This window comes from Novosphingobium anseongense (assembly GCF_037482895.1).
GTDB classification, from domain to species: Bacteria; Pseudomonadota; Alphaproteobacteria; order Sphingomonadales; family Sphingomonadaceae; genus Novosphingobium; species Novosphingobium anseongense.
The window spans coordinates 372,521-398,239 of sequence record NZ_JBBHJZ010000002.1 but is presented as its reverse complement, the minus strand read 5'-3'; the positions used below and the strand labels follow the sequence as shown (position 1 = coordinate 398,239).

Sequence of the window (25,719 nt, the reverse complement as noted above, 5' to 3'; positions counted from 1 at the left end):
CCCTTTCGGGACGGCCGTTTCAATGTCTGGGCTATGGCTTATTCGCCGTCGGTGCTGGGCTCCGAGGACGAGGCCTTCTTCGCGGCCGGCTTGCGCTTGGTTGCGGTCTTGGCCGGTGTTCCCTTCGCGGCACGCTTGACGAGCTTGGGCGGCGCCGGAGTCAGCTCGAAGTTCAGCGCGTCGTCCTTGACCGAGACGTGGACCTCGCCGCCGTGCGCGAGCTTGCCGAACAGCAGCTCTTCGGCGAGCGGCTGCTTGACCTTGTCCTGGATCAGGCGGGCCATCGGGCGGGCGCCGTAGAGCTTGTCGTAGCCGCGCTCGCCCAGCCAGCCGCGCGCGTCGCCGTCGAACTGGATGTGGACGTTCTGGTCGGCCAGCTGCAGTTCGAGCTGGAGGATGAACTTGTCCACGACCCGGCTGATGACTTCGGTCGGCAGGTAGGAGAAGGGCACAATCGCATCGAGGCGGTTGCGGAATTCGGGGGTGAACATCCGCTTCACCGCTTCGTCGCCGGCGTCTTCCTTCGAGACGTCGCCGAAGCCGATGCCCTGCTTGGCCATGTCCGAAGCGCCCGCATTGGTCGTCATGATGAGGACGACGTTGCGGAAGTCGACGGTCTTGCCGTGGTGGTCGGTCAAACGGCCGTTGTCCATCACCTGAAGCAGGATGTTGAACAGGTCGGGGTGCGCCTTCTCGATCTCGTCGAGCAGGAGCACGCTATGCGGCTGCTGGTCGACCGCGTCGGTTAGCAGGCCGCCCTGGTCGAAGCCGACATAGCCCGGAGGCGCGCCGATCAGGCGGCTGACCGAGTGGCGCTCCATGTACTCGGACATGTCGAAGCGCTGCATCGGAATGCCCATAATCGCCGCGAGCTGCTTGGCGACCTCGGTCTTGCCGACGCCGGTCGGGCCCGAGAACAGGAACGAGCCGATCGGCTTGTCCGGATCGCGCAGACCCGCGCGGCTGAGCTTCATCGCGATCGAGAGCTTCTCGACCGCCTTGTCCTGGCCGAAGACCACCCGCTTGAGGTCGCGGTCGAGATGTTCGAGCACCTTCTTGTCGTCGCTCGACACCGACTTGGGCGGGATGCGCGCCATCGTCGCGATGACCTGTTCGATCTCGCGCGCGGTGATGGTCTTCTTGCGCTTGTTCGGCGGCACCAGCATCTGCATCGCGCCCACCTCGTCGATCACGTCGATCGCCTTGTCGGGCAGCTTGCGGTCGTTGATGTAGCGCGCCGAGAGCTCGACCGCGGTCTTGATCGCGTCGGGGGTGTACTTGACCTTGTGGTGGTCCTCGAAGGCCGAGCGCAGACCCTTGAGGATCTTGATCGTGTCCTCGATCGTCGGCTCGTTCACGTCGATCTTCTGGAACCGGCGCAGCAGCGCGCGGTCCTTCTCGAAGTGGTTGCGGAACTCCTTGTAGGTGGTCGAGCCGATGCAGCGGATCGTGCCGCTGGAGAGCGCCGGCTTGAGCAGGTTCGACGCGTCCATCGCGCCGCCGCTGGTGGCGCCGGCGCCGATCACCGTGTGGATCTCGTCGATGAACAGCACGGCTTCGGGCATCTTCTCGAGCTCGGAAACCACCTGCTTGAGGCGCTCTTCGAAATCGCCGCGATAGCGCGTGCCCGCGAGCAGGCTGCCCATGTCGAGCGAATAGATCACCGCGTCGGTCAGGACCTCTGGCACTTCGCCCTCGACGATCTTGCGCGCCAGGCCTTCGGCGATGGCGGTCTTGCCCACGCCGGGATCGCCCACGTAGAGCGGGTTGTTCTTCGAGCGGCGGCAGAGGATCTGGATCGTGCGATCGACCTCGGGGCCGCGGCCGATCAGCGGGTCGATCTTGCCGGTCAGCGCCTTCTCGTTGAGGTTGACCGTGAACTGGTCGAGCGCCGAATCCTTCTTCTGGCTCTTGCTCTCGTTCTTTTCCTCGGCCTGCGGGGTCTCGCTCTCGCTGTTGCCTTTGGGCGTGCGATCCTCGATGCGGCGGCCGCCCTTGCCGATGCCGTGGCTGATGAAGCTCACCGCGTCGAGCCGGCTCATGTCCTGCTGCTGGAGGAAATAGACCGCGTAGGAGTCGCGCTCGGAGAACAGCGCGACGAGCACGTTGGCGCCGGTCACGGTGTCCTTGCCGCTCGACTGGACGTGCAGGATGGCGCGCTGGATCACGCGCTGGAAGCCCGCGGTGGGGGCGGGGTCGCCCTTGTCCTGGGTCTTGAGCGACTGGTATTCCTGGTCGAGGTACTGGCGCACCACGTCGCCGAGATCGCCGAGATCGACGCCGCAGGCCTCCATGACCTGCGCGGCATCGGCATCGTCGATCAGCGCGAGGAGCAAGTGCTCGAGCGTCGCATATTCGTGACTACGCTCGGAGGCCTGGGCCAGCGCCGAATGCAGCGTCTTTTCGAGGTTCTGGGCGAAACTGGGCATTATCGGTCTTTCGCTGAGGAGAGAGAGTCTCCGACGACACGGAAACATGAAGATAGATGGTTAACGAATCCCATATGGGAAGCATCAGGGCCATTGCGAAGGCCGGGAAAAGATCCGGGCCGCGTCACGGTACCTTGGGCTTGAAGAAGGCGTCGGCGGCAAGCCGGTGCGCGGCGGCTCGGTCCTTGTGGGCGGCGACGCGGGCGATCTCGGCCTCGAGCAGTTCGACGCGTAAGTCGAGCTCCTCCTGCGAATAGCTGTCGAGGCTCTCGCCGGCGAGTCGGCTGGCGGAATCTCCGCGTGGCCGTGGTCGATCGTCGTCGTCCATTGCGATCGAAACATCGGACGCTCTTGGCTTGCTGTCAACCGGCACCATGACGTAGGACTACGGCAGGGGATTTCCCGGCTCGAAGGGGGCTCAATGCCGGCAAGCGTTCCGCAGACCATGACGGCCATAGGTTTCGACACGCCCGGCGGGCCCGAGGTGCTTCGGCCGCAGAGCCTGCCCGTGCCCAGGCCGGGCCCGGGCGAAGTCCTGATCAAGGTGGGCTTCGCCGGGGTCAATCGCCCCGACGTGGTCCAGCGGCTGGGCCTGTACCCTGCGCCTCCCGGTGCCTCGCCGATCCCCGGCCTGGAGATTTCGGGGCAGGTGGTCACGCTCGGCGACGGCGTGGTCGAACTCATTCCCGGGCAGCAGGTCTGCGCCCTGGTCGCGGGCGGCGGCTATGCCGAATATTGTCTCGCCCGCGCCGATCACTGCCTGGCCGTGCCCGAGGCGCTGTCGATGGCCGAGGCCGCGGCGCTGCCCGAGACGCTGTTCACCGTCTGGCACAACGTGTTCGAACGCGGCTGGGCGATGGAGGGCGAGACGATTCTCGTTCACGGCGGCACCTCTGGCATCGGCACGATGGCGATCCTGCTCGGCCGGCTGTTCGACCTGACCGTGATCGTTACCTGCGGCGGTCCCGAGAAGTGCGCGAAGGCGCTCGAGATCGGCGCGGCCCATGCGATCGACTACAAGGCGCAGGACTTCGTCGAGGAAGTGCGGCGGATCACCGATGGCCGCGGCGTGCAGCTCGTGCTCGACATGGTCGCGGGCGACTATGTGCCGCGCAATCTCAAATGCCTGGCCGAAGATGGCCGCCACGTGACGATCGCGGTGCAGGGCGGGGCCAAGGCCGAGGTCAACATGGCCGTGGTCATGAGCCGGCGCTATACGCTCACGGGCTCGACGCTGCGCCCGCGCTCGGCCGAATTCAAGGCGCTGCTCGCGCAGGAGATCGCGCGCAATGTCTGGCCCTTCGCCGAACTCGGCCAGCTCCGCCCGGTGATGGACCGCACTTTCCCGCTGGCTCAGGCCGCGGCGGCACACGCCCACATGGAAGCAGGCGATCATATCGGGAAGATCGTGCTCGAGGTATAAGCCGGGCTTGTCGCTCGTGCCGTATTTTCCGGCAGTCGACGGGTCCCGGCCGCGCTAGGATTGCGCCATGGAAACCCTGATCCTCCACGAAGATCCGTGCAGCGGCAATTGCTACAAGATCCGGCTGACTGCGGCGCTGCTCGGCCGGTCGCTCGAACGGCGCTTCTACGACATCACCAGGGGTGAGACGCGCACGCCGCAGTTCCTTCGTGACGTCAATGCCAATGGCCGCATTCCGGTGCTGCAGGTCGGCGCCCATGACGAGGGGGGCGAAGGCGCGCGCTTCCTGCCCGAGAGCAATGCGGCCTGCTGGTATCTGGCCCACGGCTCGGCTCTCATCCCAGAGGATCGCTTCGACCGCGCCGACATGCTGCGCTGGATGTTCTTCGAGCAGTACAACCACGAACCCAACATCGCGACCCTGCGCTTCTGGCTGAGCGTGGTCGGCGAGGCGAACCTCACCGAGGCGCAGCGCGGCCAGATCGTTGCCAAGCGGGCGGGCGGCGAGGCCGCGCTGGCGCTGATGGACCAGCACCTCGCGCAGCGTGAATGGCTGGTGGGAAGCGGACCGACGCTCGCCGACATCGCGCTCTATGCCTATACCCATGTCAGCGAGGAAGGTGGCTTCCGTCTGGCCGACTATCAAGCCGTCGTTGACTGGCTCGCACGACTTGCGGCTCTGCCCGGCCATGTCGTGATGGACCGGCGCTAGCGACGATTCGCGGCAATACTTGCGCGCCGCCGCGTTTGACTTGCCGAACCCGGCGATTGCGCCTAAATGGTTCGCGGTACGGCCGCTCCGCAAGGGGCGGCCCTTATTATTTCAGCTTGCAGGGCGGCCTTGGAATCGAGGCCCCTTCGGGAGAATCACCGTGACCCAGCCCACCCCGTTGATGCCGCACGCGACTGCGTCCTGGCTTGTCGAGACGACGGCGCTGACCTTCGAGCAGATCGCTGATTTTTGCGGCCTCCACATCCTCGAGGTTCAGGCCATGGCCGACGACCTGACCAGCAGCAAGTATACGGGCCGCGATCCGGTACGCTCGGGCGAGCTCACCATGGCGGAGATCGAGAAGGGCCAGGCCGATCCCAGCTACGCGCTGCGGATGCAGAAGGCGCCGGTCACGGTTAACCGCACCAAGGGTCCGCGCTACACGCCGGTCTCGAAGCGCCAGGATAAGCCCGACGGCATCGCCTGGATCCTGCGCCACCACCCCGAGATCTCGGATGCGCAGATCGGCAAGCTGATCGGTACCACGCGCAACACGATCGCCGCGATTCGTGATCGCTCGCACTGGAACATCGCCAACATCCAGCCCAAGGACCCGGTGACCCTGGGCCTCTGCTCGCAGCGCGAACTCGACGGACTTGTCGCCAAGGTCGCGAAGAAGGCCGGCGTCGTCGATGATGGCTTGGCCGAACAGCGCCTGGGCGACGATCGCGAAGCGCTGATCGAAGAACTGCGCGCCGAGCGCGAAGCCTCGACCAAGGCCGCGGGAGAAGCTGCGCAGGAGGCCGAGGCCGCGGCCTGGCTCGAAGCGAAGCGCGCTGCCGAGGCTGCCGGCCAGGCGTGAGACTCGCGCGAGCGACTTAACAAGCCACTCCAGGTTCCTCCTCTGCAAGGGAGGTGGCATCCCGTAGGGATGACGGAGGGGTGTGTTCACCCTGCAATGGTGTGACACCGCCTCCACCACGCGCTTCGCGCCCGGTCCCCCTCCCCTGCATCGGATGGTAAGGTGCTCGGCTGCACCTCACTGACATCCATGTAAACTAGGCCCCTTGCCCTTCGCGCGGCGAGCGTACACACTCGTCCCCATGACGAACGGGAGCGGGACGGAAATCTGGCGGACGCGCTATGCGCATCCGTGCGCCTGGGATCAGCAGTTCCCGCCTCTGGCGATGACCGAGCTGTTCGCTCAGGCAACGGCGGAGAAGGGTGATGCGCCGCTGGTCGACTTCTTCGGCCGCCTCTACAGCTACAAGACCTTGATGGCCGAGGCGCGCTGCTTCGCCGCGGGTCTTCAGGCGATGGGCGTGACCAAGGGCGATCGCCTGGGGCTCTACCTGCCCAATGTGCCGGTCTACATCCCGGCCTATTTCGGCGCGATGATGGCCGGCGCGACCGTGGTCAACTTCTCGCCGCTCTACACCGCGCACGAGCTCGAGGCGCAAGTCGAAGATTCGGGGACGAAGATCATCGTCACGCTCGACGTGCCCGCGCTCCAGCCGACCGCGCTCGAAGTGCTCAAGAGCTCTTCGCTCGAGAAGCTGATCATCGCCCGGCTCGAGCATATGCTGCCTTTTGTCCAGTCGATCGGCATCCGGCTGTTCCGCCGCAGCGACATCATGGCGATCCCGCAGCAGGACGGCGTGATCGAGTGGCGCCAGGCGCTGGTCGACAAGACGCCCGAGCCTGTCGCCATCGATCCGCTGACCGATCTCGCGCTGCTCCAGTATACCGGTGGGACCACGGGAACGCCCAAAGGTGCGATGCTCACGCACCAGAACCTATCGGCCAATGCGCGCCAGGTCGTGGCGATCGATCCGCACCGCGGCGAGCGTGACATGATCGTCGGCGTCCTGCCGTTCTTCCACGTCTTCGCCAACGCCTGCGTGCTCAACCGCACGATCCACGACGGCGGCTGCATCGCCATGCTGCCGCGCTTCCAGTCGGGCCAGGCGCTCAAGACCCTCGCGCGCGCACGCGCGACAGCGATGCCCGGCGTGCCGACGATGTACCAGGCGCTGCTCGATCATCCCGACCTGCCCAAGACCGACTTCTCGTCGTTGCGCGTCTGCGTCTCGGGCGGGGCGCCGCTGCCCGCGCCGCTCAAGCAGCAGTTCGAAGCGGCGACCGGCGCCAAGCTGATCGAAGGTTACGGCCTGACCGAGACCTCGGGCGTGGCGACGAGCAATCCCTATGAGGGTGACGAACGCCCGGGCACGATCGGCCATCCGCTGCCCGGCACGCGGCTGGCGCTGCTCGACAAGGAGGATCCCACGCGCTGGGCGCCTGCGGGCGAGCCCGGCGAACTCGTCGTGCTCGGCCCTCAGGTCATGCTCGGCTACTGGAACCGGCCCGAAGCCGCGGCCTCGGCCTTCGCCGATATCGACGGCGAGCGCTGGCTGCGCACGGGCGACATCGCGGTGATCGAGGCCGACGGCTTCACCCGCATCGTCGATCGCAGCAAGGACATGATCGCGGTCGGCGGCTTCAAGGTGTTCCCAAGCCAGCTCGAGGCGGTGATCCTGCAGAATCCGGCGATCAAGGAAGCCCTGGTCATCGGTGTGTCCGATTCCTACCGCGGCGAAGTGCCGCGAGCCTTCGTCACGCTGCAGGATGAGGCGCAGGACGGCGCCGATGCTCTCAAGGCCTGGGTCAACGACCGTCTCGGCAAGCACGAGCGCGTCGACTCCGTGGTGATCCGCGGCAGCCTGCCCAAGACGATGGTCGGCAAGCTCGATCGCAAGGCGCTGCGCGAGGAAGTCGCGGCCGAAGGCTAGGGGGTTTTAAGATCTCCCCCTGCAAGGGGAGGATCTTAGTTTCTGCTCAATCCTGCGAGGCGGCCAGCACGAGGTGCGTTTCGTGCTCGGGCACCTTGGCCGCGCGCGGCGAGAGGCGGCCGTCGACCTGCGCACCCTGCTCGATCGTCAGTGCGTCGTAGTGGACGTCGCCCTCGATGCGTGCGGACTTGAGGATCACCAGCTCGCGGACGGTGATCGTGCCCTTGACCGAACCGGCGAGCCGCGCGGTCTCGGCGGTGACCGCGCCGATCACCTGGCTCGATTCGCCCTGGACGAGCGCGGCGCAGGTGATGTCGCCTTCGACCTTGCCGTCGAGATGGAGGTCGGCTGAGGCCGAGATGTCGCCGCGGATCGCGGTGTCGGCGCCGAGGACGGAAAAGGTGGAACCGCTCATGACGGGGTTACCGGCGCCCGCCGGGTTGGCCGGTCCGGGCTTCTTCGAGAACATGGGGCGCTGCCTCCAGAAAGGGTCGCGGATTGACGGGCCGGTCGTTGATCCGGACCTCGAAATGCAGGTGGGGGCCGGTCGAGCGGCCCGAACTGCCGATCTGCGCGACGAAGTCGCCGGCCTTGACCGGCTGGCCGACGCGCGCGTGGAACGCGGAAAGGTGCGCATAGCGCGTCAGCAGGCCGTTGCCGTGGTCGATCTCGAGGCAATTGCCGTAGCCCTGCTTCTGGCCGACGAACGAAACCGTGCCCTTGGCCGCAGCATGGACCGGCGCACCGATCGGGCCCTTGAAATCGAGCCCGGCGTGGAACGCGCCCTCGCCGGTGAAGGGGTCGGCGCGATAGCCGAAGCCCGAGGACACATAGTCCATGTCGGCCGGCTCGACCTGCGGGATGCCCGCGAGGCCGCGCTCGAGCAGGTTCATCCGCGCCAGGCTCATACCCATGCGCTGGAAGCGCGGGTCGATCGCGCCATTGGCGGAGGTTGCGAGGTGAAGCAGCGGTCCGCCCTGGGCGGTGCGATCGTCGAGCTGCGCGATCATCTGTTCGGGATTGAGTCCGAGCGAACGGATCGCCTGGGCGGCGCGGCCCGAGCGACGATCGGCGAGGCGGGTGAGCTGTTCGACGAAGGCCAGCTGACGCGCCTCGATCCGCGCGAGGCCGGCGGCTTCGGGCAGGGCGGCGCTGACCTTGTCGACCGTGCGCCCGGCTTCGCCGCGGCTGTCGGAGACGGTCTCGCCGGCCTGCACGTCGCCGGGCAAAGCCCCCATCTCGGACTCGACCATCTTCTGGATGAAGTCCTGACGGCGGTCGAGATCGGCCGCTACGGCCTTGAGATCGTTGCGATATTCGGCAACGCGGCTCTCCGCCGTGGTCACCTTGGCCTCGCGGTCGAGCAAGGCGACGCGGTCGCGCGTGGACAGCAGTTGCGAGATTGCCACGGTGGCCATCGTGACCACCCAGGCCAGCAGCAAGGCCGCGACGATTCCCGCAGCCGCCATCTGCAGCTTCGCGGAAATCTTGATGAAGCGGACCTGCCCCTGCGAACGCATGAAGAACTCGCGTTCCGGGAAGTGAGTCCGCAAGCGGTCCATTACGCCGCCAGCGCTCATACCTTTCAAGACGACCCCGTGCTTAATCTTTTCCCACCGGCGCGGCGGCTAGCAGTTTGCAAAGTCGGGCGCGAATCCAGGCACTCAATTCACGCCGAAGCGAGGCTTGTCGTCGACGAACCGAGTGGCTGCGCGGAAACCATTCATCATGAATCGATCCGAACCGGAGGAATCGATTCGAATTCGCGCGCGTTGCCGAAGTAAAAGCGCGTGGATGACAAGCTTGGGGCGCGATGCTAGCGCCCGGACATGGCAACGCAGACTCTCGACCCGGCAACCGCGCAGGAAACCCCCGAAGCGCTCGTCGCGCGCATGGCCGCGGCCGGCCGCGCCGCGCAGCGCCAGCTCGCGCTGCTGTCCGATGCCGACAAGGCCGCCGCCCTGCGCGCCGCGGCCCAAGCGCTGCGCGCGGACGAGGCCGAGATCCTCGCGGCCAACGCCCGCGATCTCGCCGCGGGCGAGGCCAACGGCCTGACAAAGGCCATGCTCGACCGGCTCAAGCTCGACGCCGGCCGCCTTGCGGGCATTGCCGACGCGGTCGACCAGGTCGCGAGCCTTGCCGATCCGGTCGGTGAGGTGATCGACCGCGCCGAGCGTCCCAATGGCCTCGTGCTGACGCGCGTGCGCGTGCCGATCGGGCTGATCGGCATCATCTACGAGAGCCGCCCCAACGTCACCGCCGATGCCGCTGCGCTCGGCTTCCGCTCGGGCAATGCCGTGCTGCTGCGCGGCGGCAGCGAGGCGGTCCATTCGAACCAGGCTATCCTTGCCGCGCTGAGCCGCGGTCTCGCGTCGGTCGGCGCGCCGGTCGATGCGATCCAGCTCGTGCCGACGCAGGACCGCGCGGTGGTGGGCGCCATGCTGACGGCCGCCGGGCTCATCGACATGATCGTCCCGCGCGGCGGCAAGAGCCTGGTCGCGAGAGTCCAGGCCGATGCCCGCGTTCCCGTGCTCGCGCACCTCGACGGCATCTGCCACACCTATGTCCACGTCGCCGCCGATCGCGAGATGGCGAAGGCGGTCACGCTCAACGCTAAGATGCGCCGCACGGGCATCTGCGGGGCGATGGAAACCCTGCTGCTCGACGCGCGCTTCCCGCACAACGCCGAAGTCGTCGCGAGCCTGATCGAGGCCGGCTGCGAATTGCGCGGCGATGCCCGCGCCCGCGCGCTCGATCCGCGCATCCAGCCCGCCAGCGACGAGGACTGGGACACCGAGTATCTCGATGCGATCCTCTCGGTCGCCGTGGTCGACGGGCTAGATGCGGCGCTCGATCACGTCGCGCGCCATTCGTCGAACCACACCGACGCGATCGTGACGGGCGACGACGCCGCGGCGACGCGCTTCCTCAACCAGGTCGACAGCGCGATCGTCATGGTCAACGCCTCGAGCCAGTTCGCCGACGGCGGCGAATTCGGCCTCGGCGCCGAAATCGGCATTGCCACGGGCCGCCTCCACGCGCGCGGCCCGGTCGCGCTCGAAGGCCTGACGACCTACAAATGGGTCGTGCGTGGGACGGGCCAGACGCGGCCCTAAGCCCCTTGCGCCGACGGGCAGGGTCCGCCCATCCTGGGCGCCAACGAAAGGATCCTCCCCCATGCGCTACAACCGTCTCGGCTCCACGGGCCTCGTCGTTTCCGAGCTGTGCCTCGGCACGATGACCTTCGGCACCGATCCCGGCCGCTTCTCGGCCATCGCCGGGCTCGATCAGGCAGAAAGCACCGCGCTGGTGCGGCAGGCGCTCGACGCCGGGATCAATTTCCTCGACACGGCGAACATCTATACGGGCGGGCAGTCCGAGCGCTTCACCGGTCAGGCGCTCAAGGACCTCGGCGTGCGGCGGAGTGACGTCATCGTCGCGACCAAGGCGATGGGCCGCATGGGGCAGGGCGTCAACGACGGCGGCACCAGCCGTCTGCACCTGATGGCCGAGATCGATGCCAGCCTCGAACGGCTCGGGCTCGATCACGTCGATCTCTACCAGATCCATGGCTGGGATGCGCACACCCCGATCGAGGAGGCGTTGCGCGCACTCGAGGACATCGGCCGCTCGGGGCGTGCGCGCTATATCGGCGTGTCGAACTGGGCTGCCTGGCAGATCGTCAAGGCGCTGGGCATTGCCGAGCGTCGCGGCTTCGACAAGTTCGTCAGCCTGCAGGCCTATTACACCGTGGCGGGCCGCGATCTCGAGCGCGAGCTGGTGCCGATGCTCGAAAGCGAAGGCTTGGGCCTGATGGTCTGGAGCCCGCTTGCCGGCGGGCTGCTCTCGGGCAAGTACCGCAAGGGCACTTCATGTGAGGGTGAGGGACGTCGCGCGCAGTTCGATTTCCCGCCGGTCGATCTCGGCCGCGCCTATGACGTCATCGAGGCCATGGCGCCGCTGGCCGAGGCGCGCGGCATCGGCATCGCCCAGATCGCGCTGGCCTGGCTGCTGCACAAACCGGTGGTCTCGACCGTGATCGTCGGCGCCAAGCGCGCCGACCAGTTGGCCGACAACATTGCCGCCTGCGAAGTCGCGTTGACCGCCGCGGAACTGGCTGCGCTCGATACAGTGAGCGCTTTGCCGCGCGAGTATCCGGGCTGGATGTTCGAAACGCAGGGCGCGGGCGCCGATCTCGCCTCGCCGCGGCGGGAGATCCGATGACGCGCATCGTCGGCCTCCTCGGCGGGAGCTTCAATCCCGCCCATGGCGCCCACCGCCGAATCAGCCTGTTCGCCGCCCAGGCTCTCGGCCTCGACGAGGTCTGGTGGCTGGTGTCGCCGGGCAATCCGCTCAAGCCTGCCAAGGGCATGGCGCCGCTGCCCGCGCGATTCGCCTCGGCACGTCGCCAGGCGCGCGGCACGCCGATCCGGGTCACCGCGATCGAGCGCGAACTGGGCACGCGCTACACGGTCGACACGCTGCGCGAACTGGCCCGTCGCTGGCCCAAAAGGCGCTTCGTCTGGCTGATGGGCGCAGACAATCTCGCGCAATTCGTGCAGTGGAAAGGCTGGCGGCAGATCGCCCGGACCATGCCGATTGCAGTTATGGCGCGTCCGGGGTATGATCATGCCGCTGTCGCGAGCCCTGCGATGGCCTGGCTCAGGCGTTACCGGACGTCTGCTGCCGGTATCCGCAACCGGATTGGATGGAGCGCTCCGGCGCTGGTGTACTTGCGTTTTGACCCCGATCGGCGTTCGGCCACGGCAATCCGCCAAGCCGATCCGCATTGGGCAGACAGCCTCGCAACAGGTGGTCTGCGCGACGGGGTTTCGCACCGTCCGATCCCGGCAGATGCGGCGTGAGCGTGCAGGGCCTCCCGGGTCCTACGCTGACTTCCTTCGGTCACACACTGCGATCAATTCTTGATCCCGTGGTCTTTGACCGATGCGACGTGCGTCTCATCTTTCGGCCGGCTCTTTTCGGTCCGGCCGTCCCCGACAGCATCGTTTTACAGGAGCATTTTCGACTTACATGAACCAGGCGCAAAACCAGCCGGCCACCGCCGGCGCCGCCGCCCCGGCCCCAGCTCCCATCGCTGCCGAGCCCGACTCGCTGCACGCGCTGGTGCTCAGCTCGCTTGACGACGATCAGGCGCAGGAACTCGTCTCCATCCCGCTCGAAGGCAAGAGCTCGATCGCCGATCACATGATCATCGCTTCGGGCCGCTCGACGCGCCAGGTCACGGCCATGGCGCAGAAGCTCGCCGAGCGGATCAAGCATGCCGGTTTCGGCCATGCCCGCATCGAAGGCCTGCCCGCCGCGGATTGGGTCCTCGTCGATGCCGGGGACGTCGTCGTTCATCTGTTCCGCCCCGAAGTGCGCAGCTTCTACAATCTCGAGCGCATGTGGGGCTTCGGCGACGGCCCGGTCGGAGCCGCGTGATCTGAAGCTGCACGTCATTGCCAGGGGCAAGATCGGCCGCTCGCCGGAGGCCGATCTCGTCGATCGCTATGCCAAGCGGATCACCTGGCCGTTCAAGATCAGCGAGCTGCCCGATGTGGGTGGCACGCTGCCGGCGCCCTCCGCCACGCCATTCCGCGAAGTGCTGCTCGACGAGCGCGGCCGCCAGCTCACGTCGGAGGAATTCGCGACGCTGCTCGGGCGTTGGCGCGACGAGGGCGTGCGCGAGACGCGCTTCCTGATCGGCGCGGCCGACGGACATGGCAACGCGATGCGCGACAAGGCCGACCTGCTGATCGCCTTCGGCAACATGACCTGGCCGCACATGCTGGCACGGGCCATGCTCGTCGAACAATTGTGGCGCGCCACCAGCATTCTCGCTGGCCATCCCTACCACCGATCTGGTTAGACGTGCGACGATGACGTCGTCGCGCCGTATTCTGCATCTGTTGCTGCCTGCGAGTCTGCTGGCGGGCCTGAGCGCGTCGGCTTCGCTCGATGCGCAGCAGGCCGCGCGGTTCGACGATGTCGGCGATGCGCGCCGCGCGCTGGCCGAGGCGCAGGCGCAGGGCGCCGCCGCGCGCACGCGGGCCGAGCGGCTCGAGGGCGAGGCATCGCGCGCTTCGGCGGCGGCGGAAAAGACCGCGCGCGAAGCTGCGGCGATCGCCGCGCGTATCCAGCAGACCGAGGCCGAGATCGCCGGCCACCAGGCCCAGGTCGCGCTGATCGGCCGCGAGCGCGAGGTGCTGCGCGCGCGGCTGGCCGAACGCCAGCGCCCGGTCGTGCGGCTCACCGCCTCGCTGCAGCGGCTCTCGCGTCGGCCGCCGGCGCTGGCGCTCCTGCGCCCGGGCTCGGTGCGAGAGACGATGTACATGCGCGCGCTGCTCGCGACGATGTTGCCCGAAGTCCAGCGCCGCACCGCCGCGCTGCGCGCAGAGATCGAGCGAGGCAAGGCGCTCCAGCGCCGCACGGCGCTGGCGACGAAGAACCTGCGCGAGAGCCAGCGCCGGCTGACCGTGCGGCGCGGCGTGCTGGCCGGACTGGAGACCCGCCAGCGCCTCGAATCGCGCCAGGTAACGGGCGCCGCCGACCGCGAGGCCGAGCGCGCGCTGGCCCTGGCCGAACAGGCGCGCGATCTCGGCACGCTGACCGACGATCTGCGCAAGGCCGGGGCGCTGCGCGACCAGCTCGCGCGGTTGCCCGGGCCGATCATGCGTCCGGCGCGGCCCGAGGCGGCGCAGGTCACCAGCCTGGGCGATGCGCCAAGCCCCGCGGCTTCGGGGCTGCCTGGCTACATGCTGCCCGCGACCGGGCGGCTCGTCAGCGGCTTTGGCGACACCCAGCGCGGCGGCGGCGCGCGCGTGCGCGGCATTGCCCTGGCGACGCGCGCGGGCGCGCAGATCGTCGCGCCGGCATCGGGACGCGTGGCTTTCGCGGGGCCCTATCGCGGCTATGGCAACATCGTCATCGTCGAGCATCCGGGCGGCTGGACCTCGCTGGTGACCGGGCTCGCGCGGCTCGACGTCGGCGTCGGCGGGCAATTGCTCGCGGGCTCGCCGCTCGGAGCCGCGGGCGGCGACCAGTCGCTCGTCACGCTCGAGCTGCGCCGCGACGGCGTGCCGGTAAATCCGCTCGAATTCGTCCAGTCGCGGTGATCCTTGCGCCGCTCGCGCGCTTTTCGCTGGCATTCTCGCGACAAAGCGCCATCTGGCGTTCATCGTCCGGGCGCGATAAAAGCGCCGCTCATGGTTGAAAGACGCACGATGCCCGCCCTTACTCGCAAATCCTTGGCTTCCATCGCCCGCGCCGCGCTGCTGGTCAGCGCCGTCGCGCTGCTGCCGGTAACGACGCAGGGTCTCGCCGCGGTCGACGGCCGCTCGGGCCCCGAATTCGGCAAGCTCGTCGCGGTCTACCAGCTCGTCCGGCAAAACTACGTCGACAACATCGACGACGACAAGCTGCTCAAGGGCGCGATCAACGGCATGCTCGAAAGCCTCGACCCGCACTCGTCCTACCTCGACGGCGCCAGTCTGCAGCGGCTCGAGACGATGATCGACGGCAACTACTCGGGCCTCGGCCTGTCGGTCGTGATGGACGACGGCGCGGTCAAGGTGGTCTCGCCGTTCCGCGGCAGCCCGGCCGAACAGGCGGGGATCAAGGCCGGCGACTTCATCACCCATCTCGACGGCAAGCTCTACTACGGCGGCGATCTCGACGAGGCCGTGGCCAAGATGCGAGGGGCACCGGGCACTTCGATCCGCCTGACGATCTTCCGTCCGGGCCGCGACGATCCCTTCGACGTCACGGTAAGCCGCGGCGTGATCCAGCTCGAGCCGGTGACCTCGAAGCTCGACGGCAATGTCGGCGTCATCACGATCAACGAGTTCTCGCGCGACGTCGGCAAGGACGTGAACCTGGCCGTGGCCGACCTCAAGGCCAAGAGCGGCGGCAAGCTCAGCGGGCTGGTGCTCGACATGCGCTCGAACCCGGGCGGCTCGCTCGACGAGGCGATCGGCCTGTCGGACCTGTTCCTGACTTCGGGCGACATCGTCTCGCAGCGCGGCCGCGTCGCCAGCGAGAACGAATATTACAAGGCCGAATCGGTCTACAAGGGCGACGTCGCCAAGGGCCTGCCGATCGTCGTGCTAGTCGATGCCGGCAGCGCATCGGCCTCGGAGATCGTCGCCGGCGCGCTCCAGGATCAGGACCGTGCGATCGTCATGGGCGAGCGGACCTTCGGCAAGGGCTCGGTCCAGTCGATGTTCACGCTCGACCGCGGCTCGGCGGTCAAGCTGACGACGGCGCGCTACTTCACGCCGTCGGGCCATTCGGTTCAGGAAGGCGGCATCGAGCCCGACATCCGCGTGCCGCAGCTGTCCGATCCCGATGCGCGCAAGCGCTCCGAGCGCGCGCTGCGCGAGAGCGATCTGCGCGGCCACCTGATCAACGAGGTCAATCTCGAGGACAAGCAGCTCGAGACCGACAAGCAGGACGATCCGCGCTTCAAGCAGACAGCCGAGCAGCTCAAGGCCAAGGGCATCACCGACTTCCAGCTCCACTATGCGGTCGACACCTTGCGGCGCACCGCGCAGCCGGGTTTGCTGGCGGCACGCAAGCGCTGAGCGGCGGCATGAATCAGGGGGGACGCACGGCGCTCAAGCTCGCGCGGCTGGTCGCGCTGGCGACGCCGCTGGCGCTACTCGGCGGCGCCTACATCGGCCAGTTCGCCTTCGGCCTGTTCCCCTGCGAGATGTGCTGGTGGCAGCGCTATGCCCATTTCACCGCGCTGGGCCTTGCCGTGGTCGCGCTGTTCCTGCGCGAGAGCCGCGCGATCGTCGGCCTCGCGGGCTTTGCGATCGCCGTCGCTGGGCTGATCGGCCTATTCCACGCCGGGGTCGAGTACCACTGGTGGCAGGGCTTCACCGCCTGCACCTCGACCGCGGCGGCGGGCGGCGATCCGCTCGCGGCGATCATGAACGCGCCGCTGGTGCGCTGCGACACGGCGCCCTGGGACCTGCTGGGCGTCTCGCTCGCGGGCTGGAACTTCCTGTTCTCGGGCTCGGCCGCCTTGGCGATCGCGTTCCTGCTGCTGCGTAGCCGGGAGACGGCACGATGAAGCCCGATACCGAAACCATGCTGCGCGTCGACCAGGCGGGCGAATACGGCGCGACGCGAATCTATGCGGGCCAGCTCGCGGTCATGGGCAACCGGACGCCGCGCGCGGCCGAAATCGCGGCGATGGCCGCGCAGGAAGCCGAGCATCGCGCGCGCTTCGATGCGCTGCTTGCCAAGCGCGGCGTGCGCCCGACGGCGCTGCAGCCGCTGTGGGACGTCGCCGGCTTCGCGCTCGGTGCGGTCACGGCGCTGGCCGGCCCGACGACTGCCATGGCCTGCACCGCGGCGGTCGAGGAGGAGATCGACCGCCACTACACGCGCCAGCTCGAGGAGCTCGGCGACAGCGATCCCGAACTGTCGGAGATGATCGCCGATTTCCGCGACGAGGAGCGCCAGCACCGCGAGGCCGCGCTGGCGGCGGGGGCCGAAGACGCGCCCGCCTATCCCCTGGTCTCCGCGGCGATCCGCATGGGTTGCCGTTTGGCGATCCGCCTGTCTGAGCGGATCTGATCCCCGTTGTGCAGGAACAATGGCGCGCCGCCGCCGCTTAATTTAGCATTCACGGGCGGCGACCGTATATCGTCGATACGTCAGCCAGACGCCCAGCAAGGAGCTCCGCCGTGTCCCGCTTTTCCCTGATCGCTGCCGCAACCCTGACGTCCATCCTGCTGCTTCCTGCCGCTCCCGCTATGGCGCAGAGCCCGGACGAGAAGGTCAACCTCGTCATCGTCTACGGCCAGGACGCTTGTCCGCAGGGTAAGGACGACGAGATCACGGTCTGCGCGCGCAAGGAGGAATCGGAGCGCTATCGCATTCCCGAGGCGCTGCGCGGGAGCGACTCGCCGCGCAACGATGCCTGGAACAACAAGGTCCTGGCTTATGAGACCGTAGGCCGTACCGGCACGCAGAGCTGCTCGCCGGTCGGCGCGGGCGGGGCGCTCGGCTGCACCCAGCAGCTGATCAACCGCGCCTATGCCGAAAAAGGCCAGGATCCCTCGATCCGCTTCGGCGAACTGATCCAGGCCGAGCGCGAGAAGCGCCTGTCGACGCTCGATGCCGAAGCCGCCGACACCCAAGTCCGTGTCGAAGAGGCCGAGCGCCAGTACGACGAGCGCAAGCGCCGCGAGGCTGAAGGTGGGACGCCCGTGCCGGCGGGGAACTGACTCGCCGCCCCCGTTCAAGGTCCGCTAGCTCCTGACGGAGCAAGCTACTCTTTCCTTCGACGCCAGCGGCAGAAGTTCGGACGCGCTTCGTCTGCTCTCACGTTGGCGGGAGAGGCAGCTAAACTTGCTGAACGCAGTGAAGATATTCGTAGCGGTGAGGGTGGTGCGTCGCTGCGCTCAAACCCGCCGCAGCACTGCATGCACCGCGCAGAGATATTCGCGCATGTGACCCGCAGTGGCGTCGGTCAGCGCGATCAGGTCGCGGCGGCCGTCGCGCGCGTCGGGCCAGCGGCGCAGCAGGCCACTGTCGGTCATCTGGCCGACCCAGCGCAGCGCCGTGGACATCGGCACCGAAGCTGCGATGCAGACGCTCGACACCGAGACCTCCTGATTCTCGAGTTGCGCGCGCGTCAGGTCGAGCAGAATTTCCCAGGCCGGATCGGCGAAAAGCTGACTTGAGAAGAATCGTCCGCGCAGCGCGCGCGAAGTGATGATCGCGCGCAGGGTCGCGGCGAGATCCTCGTTGGTCGGCGTGCGGGCGAGGCTGGTATCGTGGCCGCGGCTCTCGAGCGCCGAAACGAGCCGGTTGAGCTGGCTGCCGAAATTCGACAGGCTGGCCTGCTGCTGCAAGTCCTCGCGGCTGCGCAGATGGGCGACCGCACGCCGCAGCGCGGCCGAGCTCGTCATCAGGTCGAGCGGCCGGCAGAGCACGTCGACCGCACCAAGATGCAAGCATTTCATCGCCAGTTCGGCCGTGATCGCATCGGTCAGCACGATGGGCGCGATGGCGCGCGCTGTGCCCAGCCGCGTGCGGATTTCCTCGATCATCGTCAGACCGTCCATCACGGGCATGCGCTGGTCGGTCAGGACGATCTGGATCGTAGTGTCGCGGCAGACGCGGTCGATCGCCTCTTCGGCACTGGTCACGCCCGAATGAGCGTAGCCCAGCGTTTTGAGCACGCTCATGCAGTGCGTCAGACCAGGATCCTCGCGTTCGACGACGAGCACCGATGGCAATTGAACGGGCGAGGAATCGGCGACGAGCGAAGGTACTTCCAGAAGTTGGGTTGCCATCACTGATAAACCTTTGAACCCTGAACCTTATGCGACGCCTGCGTGACTATCAGACAGATCGACTAGCAAGCCGGCGGCTTTTTCACGAGGAAAATCGCTTGGTCACCGCTGCGACTAGTCGCGTCTTGCCCACATGACATCCCCCAAATAACCCTCGGTTCTGTGCGAGCAGGCCCAAAACGCGGCATATTTTCGACCCGACCCGGGTGGTTGGCAGCCGCTTAGGCGCTCCATCGTGAAATCCACAGATATGGTGAAATTTTGCGTGTTAAATTTGCATATACTCGGTAGAGGCATCGCGACTCGCGACAACTGGGATTTCGACGGCAGATGGAGGAGGACGCCCAGGACGTATTGACGATCGACGCGGCCGATCCGCGCTGGAAGGAACTGGTCGAGTTTGACGCCAAGCTCTTCAAGAAGAAGAAGTTGCGGCTCCTCACACCTGAAGCGCGGGTTCTGCTCTGTCTGATGATGTCCGGACCACTGCGCGTGAACGAGGCGATGCAGGTCGCCGGCACGTCGTATCGCGGATTCTACGCGGTGCTGGAACGTCTCAAGCAGGCCGGATTGGTGAACATTTCCAAGGACGAGCAGGATCAGCGCGCGCGCAACCTGACCGTCGAGCAGCAGGGATAGACATGATGTTTCGGGGCATCCGGCAGCATCAACTAGGATCGAACTTTGGCTTTTGAACGCAAAGCTGGCTCGCGCGCTTCCCGCAGCGCCGCCCCGGTGACCATTGCGGTGACCATGGCGGCGGCCATCGCGCTGTGGCCCGCGCTCGCCACAGCGCAGAACGCGAAGACCAGCACGGCGACCAATGCCGCCGTTCAGGGCGATTCCGCGATGACTGCCGATCCAGGGACTATGGCCAAGCCGGTCGATGTGCCGCCGGCCACGCCCGATCGTGGCGGTGCGCGGCTCCAGCCCGGTCAGACTCCGACCTTCGATCCGCCGACGGTTCAGGGGCCCGCGGTCGAGGTCTACGGTCCGCCGGCGCCCAAGGCGACCAAGGGCAAGATACCGCAGATCGGTTGGACCGATGCGCCGCCGCAAGTGCCGCCGGCGCTCGATGAAGCCATTAGCATCGTCACCCGCAATTATCCTTCCGCAAAGTCAGCTCGCGCGGCTCTCGCTGCCGCTGCCTCTGACGTCAGTGCGGCAAAATGGCTGCGTTTCCCGAACCTGACGGGAAATGTAGCCTACCTCGATAACAACAGCTCGCCGGATCCGCAGGTCGCAGTTGAACTGCCCGTCTGGACCGGTGGCCGCATCGGAGCCGGTATCCGACGGGCCAGGGCTGCAGAGGATGCGACCTCGGCTGACTATGTCGTGACTATCCAAAGTCTGGCTCAGACCACGTCTCAAGCCTACTTCGAAGTAGCGCGGCTGGCCCAGCGCGAGCAGCTGCTGGCCGACAGCGTGCGCGAGCACCAACGCCTGGTTGGGACGATGGAGCGCCGTGTTGAGCAGGAAGTCAGCCCACTGGCCGATCTTGAGCTGGCGAGATCGCGCGCGGCGCAGATCGAACAGGAATATACGGTCACGCGCGCACAGCGCCGTTCGACGCTGCGCATCCTCGCCGAATTGATCGCCGATCCTAACTACGATCTCGGGCCGATTCCCCCCTACAAGATCGTCGAACTTCCGAATCGAGATTCCCTCGAGGAGCAGGCAATCGCGTATGATCCGACGATCAAACGTCTGAACTCGCTTGTCGATCTTGCCCGCGCTGATTTTGACGCGCGAAAGGCTTCGCTGTTTCCGCAGCTCAACGCTCAGTATTCGTACGATAACGTCTTTGGCAGCCGTGTCGGTTTCGTGTTGCGTCAGCAGGCGACGGGGGGGCTTAGCCAGCTTTCGCAGGTCGATGCCTCGCGGCTGCGCATCCAGGGCGCGCTCGAGGACGTGCGCGTCACCGACCAGCAGCTGCGCCGCGAGATCGCCAACGACCTAATCGAGTACGATGCCGCAAAGGCGCGCGCGCAGATCTCGACCGGTGCTTCCGAAACCGCATCGCGCGTGAGCGAGAGCTACATGCGCCAGTTCATTGCCGGTCGTCGATCGTGGCTCGACGTCATGAACGCGCTGCGCGAGGCCGTCACCGCCCAGATCGGCAAGGTGGACGCACAGGTCGGGGCGATGTCGGCCTCGGTGCGGCTCCTGCTGCGCAGCGGCCGCTGGCATCCCGTCTTCGAACAACCGGCCACGGTGCCGGTCTCTAAGGAAAACTAAACGTGTCGAATTCGATTGTCGCGGCGATCGCGACCCTTGCCCAGATGCGCCGGATCGACCTGAGGCCCGACTGGGCCGATGCCGCCGTGCAAGTTGGTCGAGATGATCAGGAGGCGCTCGACCTCGTCTGCCAGGCGATCGGGTGGGCACCAGCGACAAAATATAGTGAGGCGCCGCGCGCGCACGAGTTTCCGTTGCTCGTCTACCATGACACGAACGGCTGGGCCGTGGCCGAGCGAATCGAGAACGACAATCGGCTGGGTATCGTCAAGGAAGGCATTAGCACGACCTGGCGCGATGCCGATCAGGCGCATCTCTACGACATCGTCATTCCGCTGCCCGCCGGAAAGCTGACCTTCGACAACGCGTTCGACGTGTTCAAGTCGGCCGTGTTCCGCCGCAAGAACACGATCTTCTTTGCCGTGCTTGCGACTTTCGTGGTCAACCTCATTGCGCTGGTGACGAGCCTCTATTCAATGCAGGTCTATGACCGCGTCGTACCGCGCGGCGCTTTCTCGACGCTATGGGTGCTCTCGATCGGCGCGATTATCGCGATCCTGTTCGACTTCGCTCTGCGCGTTATCCGCGCCAACATGCTCGAGGACGAAGCGGTCAAGATCGACACCGAAGTCTCCGAATTCTTTTTCTCGCGCACCGCTGAAGTCCGGCTTGACGCAAGGCCGCCGGCGATCGGCACGACCGCAGCGCAGCTAAGAGGTCTCGAGCAAATCCGTGTGATGCTGTCGTCGGCCGCGCTGTTCGCGCTGGCCGATCTGCCTTTCGCGATTCTCTTCATTCTTGTCATTGCCAAGCTGGGCGGCATCATAGCCGTGGTCATGGCAATCTCCTTCCCGATTGCGATCGGCGTCGCGGTGATCTTCGCCAAGCTGATCCGCGAGGATACGGCAAAGGCCCAGATCAGCGGTAACCGAAAGAACGGCCTACTTGTCGAATCGCTCGATGCGGCTGAGACGGTTAAAGCGAACCGCGGCCAATGGTACCTCCTGTCCCGCTGGAACCACCTTCTTGAGGAGGTTCACGAAGCGGAAATCCCGGTACGCCGGCTGCAGACCATCTCCGGCACGATCTTCGGCACTTTGCAGCAGATTTCCTATATCTGCCTGATCGCCTGGGGCGCGGTCGAAGTGTTCGAGAATCACATCTCGATGGGCGCGCTGATCGCCTGCTCGATCCTCTCAGGCCGCGTCAATGGGCCGCTGCTCGGCCAACTGCCTTCGCTGCTGGTCCAGTGGACCTATTCGAAGATCTCGCTGCAGATGCTCGACGGTATTCTCCAGCTGCCAGTCGACCGTCCGGCCGACGTAGAGCAGCTGCGTCCGAATCGCCTGGCGCCGGCGCTGTCGTTCTCCAACGTCGGCTTCGCCTATCCGGGTGCGCGCACCGGCGTCGGCGTCCAGCGGCTCGAGATCGCCGCGGGCGAGCGCATCGGCATCATCGGCGGTGTCGGCTCGGGCAAGTCCACCCTTCTCAAGCTCATGGCCGGTCTCTATGCGCCGCAGCAGGGCCAGATCCTGATGGACCGGCTCGACATGAACCAGATCGCCGAGGACGTGCTGCGCGGCCACATCGGCTACTTGCCGCAGGACTATCGCCTGGTGAACGGCTCGCTGCGCGACAATATTACGCTCGGCCTGTCCGATCCCGGCGACGAGGCGATCATGGAGGCCGCTCGCGGCACCGGCCTCGCCAGCCTGATCACCGCCCACCCGCGCGGGCTCGACCTCCAGATCAGCGAGGGCGGCCGCGGCCTCTCGGGCGGCCAGCGCGTGCTGACCGGTCTGACTCGCCTGCTGCTTGCCAAGCCCAAGCTGATTCTGCTCGACGAGCCGACCGCAAATCTCGACATCGATACCGAAGCGCTCGTGCTCAAGACGCTCGCCGCTAGCCTCCAGCCCGACACGACATTGATTCTCGTGACGCACAAGCTGCAGCTGGTGAACATGGTCGGCCGCGTCTTCGTCATGGGCAATGGTTCGATCCTGCTCGACGGGCCGACCGGCGAGGTCATGAAACGACTGCAATCACCCGCCGCCGCGCCGCCACCGGCGCAGGCGCCGGCCATTGATGCTGCCGAGGGGGCTGGAGCATGAAGATCTCACCTGCATTCCGCAACCGCTGGCTCAGCCCGTCAAAGCTGATCATACTCGGCATCATCGGCTTCTTCGCCATCGCGCTTGCTTGGTCGTTCTGGGCCGAGCTCGACCAGGTCAGCCGCGCTCCCGGGCAGATCATTCCGACCGGCCGCGTCCAGGTGATCCAGTCGACCGATGGCGGCAAGATCGACCAGATCCTCGTCCGCGAGGGCGACAAGGTGACCAAAGGCCAGGTCCTCGTCGAGCTCGACTCGACGAAGATCTCCGCGGCGGTCGGTGAGGCGCGCGGCAAAGTCGCCTCGCTGATGAGCTCGATGGCGCGCATCAACGCCGAGCTGTTCGACCGCCCGCTGATTTTCCCGCCCGAAGTCGAGGGCTTCCCCGACTTCATGGCCAACCAGACCCTGCTCTACCAGAAGCGCCGCCAGGCGCTGCAGGATCAGCTCGGCTCGCTCAAGTCCATGCTCGCGCTGATGCAGCAGGAACTCGACATGAACATGCCGCTGCTCAAGCAGGGTGACGTCAGCCGCGCCGACGTGCTGCGCCTCCAGCGCGGCGTCTCGGACATCAAGTCGCAGATGGTCAACGTCCGCAACAAGTACATCCAGGACCTCCAGGCCGAATACACCAAGACCGAGGAGGATCTCGTCACCGCGCGCGAGGTGCTCGCCCAGCGCAGCGACGCGCTCGCCGACACGCGGATCGTCGCCCCGGTCGACGGCATCGTCAAGAACATCAAGCTCACCACCCTCGGCGGCGTCCTGCGCGCTTCGGAAGAGGTGCTCTCGATCGTCCCCACCGGCGACAAGCTGATTCTCGAGACCAAGATGAGCCCGCGCGACATCGCCTATGTCCGCATCGGCCAGGGCGCCTCGGTCAAGTTCGACGCCTACGACAGCTCGATCTACGGTTCGGCGCTGGGCCGGGTGACCTATGTCAGCCCCGATACCCTGACCGAGCAGACCCCCCAGGGCGAGCAGGTCTTCTACCGCGTCCACATCACCGCCGACCCGAGCCCGATGAAGCCGCACCTGCCCGGCGAGAAGGTCGAGATCCAGCCCGGCATGACCGCGACGGCGGAGATCCAGACCGGCCGCAACACCGTCTGGCACTACCTGACCAAGCCGATCAACAAGACCATGAGCGAGGCGATGACGGAGAAGTGATTCTTTGTGGGTCCGCCGAGCCCTCCGGCTCGGCGGGCGGCACCGGCCCTCTCCCACGATTCTTTGTTGGGTGCGGTCAACCCATCCGGGTTGACCTGCGGCACCGGCCCATGTCCCCACCCGACCACCCAACGATAGTACCCTAGTGGGCGGTCGGGTGGGGGCGTGGGCCGGTGCCGCCCAAGGCAGGGGCGGATGCCCCTTCCGCACCGACAAACAATCCTCACCTTCCTCATTAACCGTGAATTCACCTTTGGATTCCCGCCGGAAATTACCCTCAACACTCTACCAAAATGGTTGCAATTGCCTTGGCCAAAGCCGGCGGCCGTTGCTACCCACGCGGCAGCGGGTGGCGTGTGCCCCCAGCTTTAGGCTTCCATGTTGGGGGATTCGATGAGTAAAACTGTCGTGACGGCGACCACCGCGGCTCGTGCAAAGGCGCAGGCCCGGGCCAAGGCCCTTAAGGGTGAACAAAACAAGACGGCCGAAGCGGTCGTTGCAGAACACGCAAATGACGATGCCCAGGCCCTGGCCGTGCATGACGTCAAGGGCGACAGCACCCTCGCTGGCGATTTCTCCTTCTCGGGCGTGATGGCCGATGCGGCTTCGTCGGCTTCGATGATGGAAGCCACGGGCGCCTCGCTCGGCGGCGTCCACAGCTTCGCCCAGGATTCGGGCGGTGAAGGCGGCGGCGCTTTCGGCGGTGACAGCACTCCGCTGATCATCGGCGGCGTCGTTCTCGTCGGCGCCGGCATCGCCATCGCCGCTTCGGGCGGTGACGACGACAAGACCCCGACCCCCACGCCGACCCCGACCCCGACCCCGACCCCGACCCCGACCCCGGCTGCCAACAAGGCGCCCACGATCACGGCGCCAGCAACCGTCGCGATCAACGAGGACTCGAAGGCAACCGGCAAGATCACCGCGACCGATCCCGATGGCGATGCGATCACCTTCGCCGTCAAGGGTACCGCGCCGCAGGGCTTCGTCCTCAACAAGGACGGTTCCTACACAATCGACACCACGGGTTCGGACTATCAGTCGCTGAACACGGGTCAGAGCAAGGACTACACGGTCACTTTCACCGTCACCGACGCCAAGGGCCTCGGCACCGACGGCACGCTGACCTTCAAGGTCGCTGGCGCTGACGAAGCGAACGCGGTCACGATCTCGGCTGCTGGTACGAACAACGCCGCTGGCGCCAACGTCACCTACACCGTGACGGCGGGCAACTACGTCAACACCATCAGCGGCTTCGGCGCTGGCGACAAGATCATCAGCCCCGCCGGCAACCCCGGCACGCTGGAGAACTCGAGCTTCACCGATGGTAAGGCTGTGATCCAGTACGCCAACAATGGCCAGGTAACCCAGATCGAACTGACCGGGCTCTCGGCCACCGATGATGCGAAGCTCTTCGGCACCAGCGACCTGAACACGGTCTTCGGCGCGGGAACCTTTGCCTGATCTAGGAGTCTCGCCCTTTGGGGCGAGACTTTCTCCATTCAAGACCAAACGACCTAACTGGGGCAC

Annotated in this window: 24 protein-coding genes; 19 read left to right on the top strand and 5 right to left on the bottom strand. The window is 66.5% G+C overall.

Going from position 1 to position 25,719, the window contains the following annotated elements; genetic code table 11:
* Positions 1–38: 38 nt before the first annotated feature.
* Both clpA and WG901_RS10535 read right to left on the bottom strand, forming a co-directional pair.
* Positions 39–2,429 carry an ATP-dependent Clp protease ATP-binding subunit ClpA gene (gene clpA / locus WG901_RS10540; RefSeq protein ID WP_339587025.1) on the bottom strand — a complete coding sequence of 797 codons (2,391 nt, stop codon included), beginning with the start codon at positions 2,427–2,429 and terminating at the stop codon, positions 39–41.
* A 124-nt stretch (positions 2,430–2,553) separates the two neighbouring features.
* Positions 2,554–2,757: a DUF1192 domain-containing protein gene (locus tag WG901_RS10535; RefSeq protein WP_339587024.1), complete on the bottom strand. Its 204-nt coding sequence runs from the start codon at positions 2,755–2,757 to the stop codon at positions 2,554–2,556.
* Between the two features lie 93 nt (positions 2,758–2,850).
* Here WG901_RS10535 and WG901_RS10530 point away from each other — a divergent pair, with 93 nt between their 5' ends.
* From WG901_RS10530 to WG901_RS10515, 4 genes are all read left to right on the top strand, one after another.
* A complete protein-coding gene (locus tag WG901_RS10530) occupies positions 2,851–3,852 on the top strand; it encodes an NAD(P)H-quinone oxidoreductase (protein ID WP_339587023.1) in 1,002 nt (333 codons plus the stop codon).
* A 67-nt stretch (positions 3,853–3,919) separates the two neighbouring features.
* Complete coding sequence (locus WG901_RS10525; protein WP_339587022.1) at positions 3,920–4,564, top strand: glutathione S-transferase family protein; 645 nt, start codon at positions 3,920–3,922, stop codon at positions 4,562–4,564.
* A 160-nt stretch (positions 4,565–4,724) separates the two neighbouring features.
* Complete coding sequence (locus tag WG901_RS10520) at positions 4,725–5,426, top strand: DUF1013 domain-containing protein (protein WP_339587021.1); 702 nt, start codon at positions 4,725–4,727, stop codon at positions 5,424–5,426.
* Between the two features lie 241 nt (positions 5,427–5,667).
* On the top strand, positions 5,668–7,356 hold the full coding sequence (locus tag WG901_RS10515) for an AMP-binding protein (RefSeq protein ID WP_339587020.1): 1,689 nt from the start codon (positions 5,668–5,670) through the stop codon (positions 7,354–7,356).
* 46 nt (positions 7,357–7,402) lie between these two features.
* Here WG901_RS10515 and WG901_RS10510 read toward each other — a convergent pair whose 3' ends face one another.
* Together WG901_RS10510 and WG901_RS10505 are read right to left on the bottom strand one after the other, a co-directional pair.
* Entirely contained in the window at positions 7,403–7,771 is a 369-nt protein-coding gene (locus tag WG901_RS10510) for a bactofilin family protein (protein WP_339587019.1), read from the bottom strand.
* 7 nt (positions 7,772–7,778) lie between these two features.
* A complete protein-coding gene (locus WG901_RS10505) occupies positions 7,779–8,918 on the bottom strand; it encodes a peptidoglycan DD-metalloendopeptidase family protein (protein ID WP_339587018.1) in 1,140 nt (379 codons plus the stop codon).
* Positions 8,919–9,185: 267 nt separating this feature from the next.
* Between WG901_RS10505 and WG901_RS10500 the strand changes: the two genes are divergently transcribed.
* The 10 genes from WG901_RS10500 to WG901_RS10455 all read left to right on the top strand — a co-directional run bounded on the left by WG901_RS10500 (position 9,186) and on the right by WG901_RS10455 (position 17,597).
* Positions 9,186–10,472: a glutamate-5-semialdehyde dehydrogenase gene (locus WG901_RS10500; RefSeq protein WP_339587017.1), complete on the top strand. Its 1,287-nt coding sequence runs from the start codon at positions 9,186–9,188 to the stop codon at positions 10,470–10,472.
* Between the two features lie 61 nt (positions 10,473–10,533).
* Positions 10,534–11,580 (top strand): aldo/keto reductase, encoded by a 1,047-nt coding sequence (locus WG901_RS10495; protein ID WP_339587016.1) that lies wholly within the window; start codon positions 10,534–10,536, stop codon positions 11,578–11,580.
* A complete protein-coding gene (locus WG901_RS10490; RefSeq protein ID WP_339587015.1) occupies positions 11,577–12,221 on the top strand; it encodes a nicotinate-nucleotide adenylyltransferase in 645 nt (214 codons plus the stop codon). The genes WG901_RS10495 and WG901_RS10490 overlap by 4 nt, the downstream gene beginning before the upstream one ends.
* Before the next feature lie 169 nt (positions 12,222–12,390).
* Positions 12,391–12,801, top strand: coding sequence for a ribosome silencing factor (gene rsfS, locus WG901_RS10485; protein ID WP_339587014.1), 411 nt, complete (start codon positions 12,391–12,393; stop codon positions 12,799–12,801).
* Position 12,802: 1 nt separating this feature from the next.
* Positions 12,803–13,228: a 23S rRNA (pseudouridine(1915)-N(3))-methyltransferase RlmH gene (locus WG901_RS10480; protein WP_339587700.1), complete on the top strand. Its 426-nt coding sequence runs from the start codon at positions 12,803–12,805 to the stop codon at positions 13,226–13,228.
* A 10-nt stretch (positions 13,229–13,238) separates the two neighbouring features.
* Positions 13,239–14,474, top strand: a complete 1,236-nt coding sequence (locus WG901_RS10475) for a murein hydrolase activator EnvC family protein (protein WP_339587013.1) — start codon at positions 13,239–13,241, stop codon at positions 14,472–14,474.
* Between the two features lie 108 nt (positions 14,475–14,582).
* Complete coding sequence (locus tag WG901_RS10470; RefSeq protein ID WP_339587012.1) at positions 14,583–15,941, top strand: S41 family peptidase; 1,359 nt, start codon at positions 14,583–14,585, stop codon at positions 15,939–15,941.
* An 8-nt stretch (positions 15,942–15,949) separates the two neighbouring features.
* Positions 15,950–16,435, top strand: coding sequence for a disulfide bond formation protein B (locus WG901_RS10465; protein WP_339587011.1), 486 nt, complete (start codon positions 15,950–15,952; stop codon positions 16,433–16,435).
* On the top strand, positions 16,432–16,944 hold the full coding sequence (locus WG901_RS10460) for a demethoxyubiquinone hydroxylase family protein (protein ID WP_339587010.1): 513 nt from the start codon (positions 16,432–16,434) through the stop codon (positions 16,942–16,944). The genes WG901_RS10465 and WG901_RS10460 overlap by 4 nt, the downstream gene beginning before the upstream one ends.
* A gap of 110 nt (positions 16,945–17,054) precedes the next feature.
* A complete protein-coding gene (locus WG901_RS10455) occupies positions 17,055–17,597 on the top strand; it encodes a hypothetical protein (protein ID WP_339587009.1) in 543 nt (180 codons plus the stop codon).
* Between the two features lie 177 nt (positions 17,598–17,774).
* On the opposite strand, the gene WG901_RS10450 is transcribed toward WG901_RS10455, so the two are convergent.
* On the bottom strand, positions 17,775–18,671 hold the full coding sequence (locus WG901_RS10450) for a response regulator transcription factor (protein WP_339587008.1): 897 nt from the start codon (positions 18,669–18,671) through the stop codon (positions 17,775–17,777).
* A gap of 330 nt (positions 18,672–19,001) precedes the next feature.
* Between WG901_RS10450 and WG901_RS10445 the strand changes: the two genes are divergently transcribed.
* From WG901_RS10445 to WG901_RS10425, 5 genes are all read left to right on the top strand, one after another.
* Complete coding sequence (locus tag WG901_RS10445; protein WP_339587007.1) at positions 19,002–19,310, top strand: helix-turn-helix domain-containing protein; 309 nt, start codon at positions 19,002–19,004, stop codon at positions 19,308–19,310.
* A gap of 114 nt (positions 19,311–19,424) precedes the next feature.
* Complete coding sequence (locus WG901_RS10440; RefSeq protein ID WP_339587006.1) at positions 19,425–20,909, top strand: TolC family protein; 1,485 nt, start codon at positions 19,425–19,427, stop codon at positions 20,907–20,909.
* A gap of 2 nt (positions 20,910–20,911) precedes the next feature.
* Positions 20,912–23,020, top strand: a complete 2,109-nt coding sequence (locus WG901_RS10435; RefSeq protein ID WP_339587005.1) for an ATP-binding cassette domain-containing protein — start codon at positions 20,912–20,914, stop codon at positions 23,018–23,020.
* Positions 23,017–24,189, top strand: coding sequence for an HlyD family efflux transporter periplasmic adaptor subunit (locus WG901_RS10430; RefSeq protein ID WP_339587004.1), 1,173 nt, complete (start codon positions 23,017–23,019; stop codon positions 24,187–24,189). The genes WG901_RS10435 and WG901_RS10430 overlap by 4 nt, the downstream gene beginning before the upstream one ends.
* 393 nt (positions 24,190–24,582) lie before the next feature.
* Positions 24,583–25,653 (top strand): Ig-like domain-containing protein, encoded by a 1,071-nt coding sequence (locus WG901_RS10425; RefSeq protein WP_339587003.1) that lies wholly within the window; start codon positions 24,583–24,585, stop codon positions 25,651–25,653.
* Positions 25,654–25,719: the final 66 nt, after the last annotated feature.